Origin of the sequence: Streptomyces sp. JHA26 (assembly GCF_002005565.1) — a bacterium.
Taxonomy (GTDB): Bacteria; Actinomycetota; Actinomycetes; order Streptomycetales; family Streptomycetaceae; genus Streptomyces.
Genome location: NZ_BDJC01000075.1, coordinates 22480 through 28479 on the forward strand (window position 1 = coordinate 22480; position 6000 = coordinate 28479).

Annotated in this window: 7 protein-coding genes and 1 tRNA gene; 4 read left to right on the forward strand and 4 right to left on the reverse strand. The window is 68.9% G+C overall.

What is annotated here, in order from left to right; translation table 11 throughout:
* Positions 1 to 302: 302 nt before the first annotated feature.
* From JHAT_RS30350 to JHAT_RS30360, 4 genes are all read right to left on the reverse strand, one after another.
* Entirely contained in the window at positions 303 to 1235 is a 933-nt protein-coding gene (locus JHAT_RS30350; protein WP_107482069.1) for an alpha/beta fold hydrolase, read from the reverse strand.
* 326 nt (positions 1236 to 1561) lie between these two features.
* On the reverse strand, positions 1562 to 2287 hold the full coding sequence (locus JHAT_RS30355) for a transporter substrate-binding domain-containing protein (protein ID WP_077801485.1): 726 nt from the start codon (positions 2285 to 2287) through the stop codon (positions 1562 to 1564).
* Positions 2288 to 2529: 242 nt separating this feature from the next.
* Positions 2530 to 2592: transfer RNA gene (locus tag JHAT_RS34810), tRNA-Arg, on the reverse strand.
* Between the two features lie 83 nt (positions 2593 to 2675).
* Entirely contained in the window at positions 2676 to 3434 is a 759-nt protein-coding gene (locus JHAT_RS30360; protein WP_077801486.1) for a GntR family transcriptional regulator, read from the reverse strand.
* 78 nt (positions 3435 to 3512) lie between these two features.
* Here JHAT_RS30360 and JHAT_RS30365 point away from each other — a divergent pair, with 78 nt between their 5' ends.
* The 4 genes from JHAT_RS30365 (at position 3513) to JHAT_RS30390 (ending at position 5577) form a co-directional block, all read left to right on the forward strand.
* Positions 3513 to 3791 (forward strand): hypothetical protein, encoded by a 279-nt coding sequence (locus JHAT_RS30365; RefSeq protein ID WP_077801487.1) that lies wholly within the window; start codon positions 3513 to 3515, stop codon positions 3789 to 3791.
* A gap of 523 nt (positions 3792 to 4314) precedes the next feature.
* Complete coding sequence (locus tag JHAT_RS30380) at positions 4315 to 4539, forward strand: hypothetical protein (RefSeq protein WP_077801490.1); 225 nt, start codon at positions 4315 to 4317, stop codon at positions 4537 to 4539.
* Between the two features lie 7 nt (positions 4540 to 4546).
* Entirely contained in the window at positions 4547 to 5278 is a 732-nt protein-coding gene (locus JHAT_RS30385; RefSeq protein WP_077801491.1) for a GntR family transcriptional regulator, read from the forward strand.
* Positions 5275 to 5577, forward strand: a complete 303-nt coding sequence (locus JHAT_RS30390; protein WP_077801492.1) for a hypothetical protein — start codon at positions 5275 to 5277, stop codon at positions 5575 to 5577. The genes JHAT_RS30385 and JHAT_RS30390 overlap by 4 nt, the downstream gene beginning before the upstream one ends.
* Positions 5578 to 6000: the final 423 nt, after the last annotated feature.

Sequence of the window (6000 nt, forward strand, 5' to 3'; positions counted from 1 at the left end):
GCACTTGCGCCCACTCGACGCAGCCGTCCTTCCCGCTGATCCGCACCTGGCTCCCGCCGCAGCGTCAGGGGCGTCGGCTGCCCCGCAAGCCAGATGGCCGACCCGTTCATCCGGGGTCGGCCATCTGGCGTTTCGGCGTGAGCTCGTGTTCGGCGTGAACTCGCGGAGGAGGAACTGCTCCCGTCCGTCCCGGTGATCCGGATGAATGGGAGGACCAGGGCGGGCGCCTTCGGCGGCTGTGGGGGCGCAGTGTGAAGGGGCGAACCGGCAGCCGCCGGTCGCCCCTCAAGGCCAACGCCCGATCACTCCACGGGAGTGCAGTACGGCAGCCCGTCGATGGGCCGGTCGGTGCAGAACCGGCCGATCAGGTCCGCCGACTCCTCCCGGCGCTCGACGGTGACCAGGTGGTCGGCCTCCCTGATGGTGGTGAAGCGCGCTCCGGGCATGACCGCGGCGAGCTCGCGGCCCATCTGCGGGGTGCACAGGGTGTCGTACTCCCCGGTGAACACCAGGGACGGCACCTCGGGGACGGGCAGGGGCCGGTAGCAGCCGTGCGTCACCAGCCTCGTGTTGTGCTCGACGGCCTTCTTGATCTCGTCCGGCGTCTGGTTGACGAACTGCCGCTGGAGAAGACGCGCGACGGCCGCGTGCTTGCGCACCTGCCCGGCGCCGGGATTCGACATGAACAACTGCACCAGCCCCTCGGCGGCCTTCTCGATCTCTCCGCGTTCGAGTGCCTGCGACAGGCGCGGGACGGCCTCGGTGTAGAGGTCGGGAAGGCGCTTGGCCGCGCCGCAGAAGACGATGCGGCGGACGAACTCGGGATGGAGCTGGGCGAAGCGGAGCCCGACGACCTCACCGAAGCAGCCGCCGAAGAGGTTGACCTCCGGCATGTCGATCTCCACCAGCATGTGCCTGACCGCGGCGGCGAGGAAGTCGATGCCGTACTCGGCGGGCAGGAAGTCGGAGGTGCCGTAACCGGGCAGGTCCACGGTGACCAACGTGCACAGCGGCGCCAGCCACTTCTCGTGACCCTGCCATGAGTACCTGTTCTGCGAGGACCCTCCGAGCAGCACCAACGGGGCCGTCTGCGGCGCGCTTTGGCGGACGATGCGGCAGTGGTACGCGAAACCGTCGAGAACGAGGCTCCGTTCCTCCGCCTCCCCCGGCGCGGCAGCAACGGGAACGGGCCACCCTGTCGTGGCTTCCTGGGCGTTGGTGACGGCAGTACGCATGGACGGCTCCGGTGAGGACGGAAGGGTGGCGAACCGTCCCATCATTACCAGCGCGCCCTCAATACCGGGGTAATCACTCAATTGTGGGCGATCCCGGCCGGACGTTGCACGTCAAGGCGTACGCGCACCCCCCTGATCAGGTAAGACGCCGACCTGCGCGTTCCCGGGACGCTCGCCGGGACTCCCCGTTGTTCCCCGTTCCGTCCCATCGGGCACGCAGGGGGCACAGGCGCCTGCCTCCCGCGCTCCCCGGCGGGAGCCGGCCCCTCGGGGGCACGTCCCCCCGTCCAGTCGTCACGGAGGCGCTGTCGACGTCCAGGCCCGCGTCAAACCGCGGCGGGGGCGGTCAGCGCCGGGTCCTGGCCGGAGTGGCGCAGCGCCTCGGCGACGAATCCGGACGTCACCAGCTCGGTCACGAGTTCGCTGAGGAACCGTACGGTCTTCGGACGCCGCCCCCTCGTGGTACCCATGGCCTGCCGGATCGTCATGAACGCGGGCTCCAGAAGGCGCAGTTCGGTCCGCTGGGAAACGTGCGCGGTCAGCGGTTGGCGGATGCCGGCCGCCACGTCCAGGCCCTCGGCGTGGAAGACGTCGACCCCCTCGTCGCCGCGCACCACGGTGGCGTGTCGCAGGGTGCGGCTCAGGTAGAGGTCGTACGCGGACCCTTTCTTGACGCCGATGCGCACCCCGTCCCGGTCCACGTCGTCGGCGGAGACGAACACCGAGTTCACTGGTGCCGCGTACACCCCCTCGATGTGCACGTACGGCGTGCTGAACGCGACGTCCTTCTCGCGGTCCGGATCCACGGCCAGGAAACACAGGTCGGCGTGGCCCTCGGCCATCGCGGCGTACGACTTGCGGGCCGCGTCGAAGCAGATGAACTGCACCGGCAGAGCCAGACGTGCGGCAACCTCGCGGGCAAGCTCGACAGTGACCCCGGAGGGCTCGTCGGGGGTGCCCTGAGCAAGGACCGGGTTGCCGAGGTTGATGGAGGCGCGCAGCACGCCGGTGGGGGCCAGGTCGTGCGCAAGCTCTGCGTCTGTAGGCGTCATGGCCGGAGCCTAGGCGGCTGGTGCTCGATCGTTCGTGGTCGGAGGTTCAAGGGCAGGCAAGGAAGGCCACGTCTGCACGCCGCGCCGCAGAGGCGGCGGGCGCTCGCGTCGTGCGCGGGCCTTGACGGGCGGCTGCCGGACCCGAAGCGGCGGCTCGAAGCCGCGGGGGACCTGCCGGAGGCACCCGGCCCCGACCCTGACCAGCAAAAAGCCCTCCCCGGCGGGAGGGCAGAGATGGGCGCCCCCGGCAGGACTCGAACCTGCGGCCAAGCGCTTAGAAGGCGCCTGCTGTATCGAGCGCAGCACCCTCGCTGACCTGGTCACCCACCCACGCTCGGCGTCGCGTCAGCTGGACGTCGACACGCATTTGACCGGGGGAGTGGCAGGGCTAGGGACGGTTGACCGGAATCTCGTAGACGATCTCGCAGTGCGCGACGGGCACCACGATGTCCGCCGTCTCCACGGGCCGCCCCTGGTCGCTGTAGTACGTCCGGCGGATGTGGGTGACGAGCGCGGACTTCTGGACGCCCAGGAGTGACGCCTCCTCGGCGGTCGCCTGCCTCGGCTCCGGCTGCTCGGTGGCGTGGCTGACGGTGACGCCGATCGCGGCCATGCGGTTCACGACGCCCGCGCCGGCGTGCGGCCCTCCCTCGGGGAGGACGACGAGCGTGCCGCCGGTGAGGCCGTAGGGCTCCCAACTCGTCGACAGCTGCACCGGCCTGCCGTCGGCCAGGAACTCGTACGTGGTGCGGACGCACAGGTCGCCCTCGGCGATGCCGAGCCGCGCCGCGATGTCCGCGGGAGCCGGCACCTTGGCGTCGGTCCGGCTCTCCCAGTCCCCTTGCCTGCCCACGGCCTTCATGTCCGCCCGGAACGGCGACCCGTCGGGCTGCTCGCGCGCCGACGACCGGACCATGCGCACGCGCTGCCGGGGCTCGGCGACGTACGTGCCCGAACCGGCGCGACCCTCCAGCACGCCTTGGGAGATCAGCAGCTCTTGAGCCCGCCGGACCACGTTCTCGCCGACACCGCACTCCTGGCCGATCTGGGCGCGGGACGGCAAGCGATCCCCGGGCTCCCATACGTGCTCCGCGATCCGCCGCCGGAGTTCGTCGGCGACGCGGAGATAGGGCGGCTGCTCAGGCATATGGAAAATCTAGTCCACTAGCTCTAATCTAGTTAACTAGCTTCACTGAAAGTGATCACCGGTGACGGAGGCTGCCCTGTGCCCGCTTCGGGAGTTAGCGCGGCGGCCATCGCCGCCCGGCTGTCCGCCGTCGGGCTTTCCACCCGTGTGGAGGAGCACGACCGGTACACGACGGTCGAGGCGGAGGTACCGGAATCGATCTCCGCCGACTTATGGCGGGAGGTGCTCGAAGTGGTGGCCGAGGCCGACCGGTTCGGGCTCCTCGCCACCAGCCTGAACGGCCGCACCCTCTGGGCGGTCGTACGCAAAGCGGTCCCCGCGACGGGCGATGTCGGGGGACCGAGCCATCAGCGATAGGAGCTGACCAGCGTGCTCAACCGTATCCGCCGTGCCGTATCGCTCACCAGAGCGCGGTACTTCCCCAAGGGCAGGCACCGCCGCCCGTTAATGACCCATCGGCCGACGGCCGTTCTCGCTTCCCCCGAGCCCGCCGACGAGCCGACGGCGACCCCGAGCCGGGCCTTCAGGGGCGCGAACCGCTGGCACTCGCTCACGAGTGAGGACGTCGCGCTCGTCCGTCCGTACGTGCTGGCCTGTGAGAGGCGCGTACGGATGCGTTCAGCGGTCGTTGCTCCCCGCCTACCGGCTGAGGCCTGGTCGGCCCTTGTGGGGGTCCACTGATGACCTCTCGTCGACAGCCTCAGAACACCGGCGCCGCAGCCGTGCCCTACCGATCGACCGCATGCAGGATCGGCACGCACTTCGCTTGCGCGGAATCCTCCCCGGCATCGGCGCCGGTCGACCTGCCGGTGGTCTACGAGACGTGCGACTGCCCGTGCCACTCGATGCCCGACCGGTCCACGGATGCGGAGGCAGGACAGTGATCGACCGGACGCCTAGAAGCGCGCTGGCCTCCAACATTGAGGTGACCGCGGCCACGGTGCAGCGCGGCGACATCATCCAACTCGGCGGCCGGGCCTGCCGGGTGCGGGACCTCTTCCAACTGCCCCAGGGCGCCAAGCAACTGCTCTTCGAGTCGGGTGAGCTGCTGACCATACACACGCGTACCCGGCTCGGCGCCGTGCGGCTGATGAGAAGGCGGTGACTGGTCCGTGCCCTCGCGCCATCACGACATCGCCGATGACCTCCGGCACCAGATCACGACCGGCCGCATCGAGCCCGGCGAACGTCTGCCGTCCGAGGCAGGCCTGGCCGATCGGTACAAGGTCAGCACGGTGACCCTGCGGAGCGCCCTCGCGATCCTCCAGGGCGAAGGTCTCATCGAAAAGATCCACGGCAAAGGCAACTTCGTCCGTCGCCCGCTCCGCAAGATGGTGTACGTCGGCGGATGGGGGATGCTGGACCCGTGGACGGCCGCTGAAGCGGCTCTACACGTCACCGTGCGCAGCACCGCGGTCCAGGCACAGGGGCATCTGGCGACCTTGTTGAAGGTGCCGACGGGCAGCCTCCTCGCAGAGTTCGTCTGCATCAGCCATGAGGGGAATTCACCGCACGGACTGGCACGCATCTACATCCCGCGCGAGCTGGCACCGGCGGGGGTGCTCGACGACGAACCGTCGTACCGGGAAGCGGTCACGAGATTCGCCGTCCTCAGCGTGCCGCCGACTGCTGTCCGGGAGACGGTCTGTGCCCGCCTACCGACACCGGACGAAGCAACGACCCTCCGGGCCAACTCCACTGCGCCAGTCCTCGCGATCACACGGGTCGCGACCGACGCCACCGGTCGGGTCGTCGAGGCCGCACTTCTGGTGTTCCCGGGTGACCGCGTCGATGCGGTCTTCACTACTCACCACATGACCGACGAGAGGCAGACGCAAGCATGACGGCATCGGACGAACTGCGACTCCTCCCGTGGTCGGGGCCAGAGGGCAAGCCCTGCTACCTGAGTGCCGATGATGGGGGCGGCTACATGTCCCGCCTGGCGGACAACATCGAAGCGGTTCAGCTGGGAACGGCGGCCGAGCTGCTGGACGAGGCCTCGGAAACCCTCGGCGATGAGAATGCCGCCCTGGAAGACGTGCGACAGCTGGCACAGGAACTAACCGGGGCTCTGCGAGATGTGCTTCGCGTTGCGACCAGCCGGGGGCACCTCTTGGCGGCGAATGCGCCTCAGCGTCTCTGAGGGCCTGCTGTGTACAGCGACGGCGGTAGACACACTCTCGCTCCACCTTGACGGAGAGAGAAACCCGGACCATGGTTCGGGTTCCTCCCCGTCCTGTTATGTCGGCCCCGACCAACTGATGGCGCATGCACTGAGAGAGGCGGCTATACGGCAACGGCTCCGGAGGCCCCTCGCAACCCGGGCAGAGTTGCTGGTCGTGGGCACGGATCATTCAAGGAAGCCGAAGCCTGTCCACAGATGGTCCACGACATGGTGAGCACCCTTGGACATTGGTACTAAGACCTAGATACGTCTGCGAGCACCCATCGAAATCGTCGGCTTCGACCGCAACCACTGGGAGCGGACTTAGCGTCCCGAGCAGCCCTACTCAGCACTGGCAATCTCAGCCAACTGGTTAGGGCTGCTCAGCGGGGCCTTGACCCC

Bases quoted from the DNA above. Each gene is read 5' to 3' on its own strand.
- JHAT_RS30360 (WP_077801486.1), bottom strand. From the start codon at position 3,434: ATGCCTGAGCAGCCGCCCTATCTCCGCGTCGCCGACGAACTCCGGCGG.
- JHAT_RS30390 (WP_077801492.1), top strand. From the start codon at position 5,275: ATGACGGCATCGGACGAACTGCGACTCCTCCCGTGGTCGGGGCCAGAG.
- JHAT_RS30355 (WP_077801485.1), bottom strand. From the start codon at position 2,287: ATGACGCCTACAGACGCAGAGCTTGCGCACGACCTGGCCCCCACCGGC.
- JHAT_RS30350 (WP_107482069.1), bottom strand. From the start codon at position 1,235: ATGCGTACTGCCGTCACCAACGCCCAGGAAGCCACGACAGGGTGGCCC.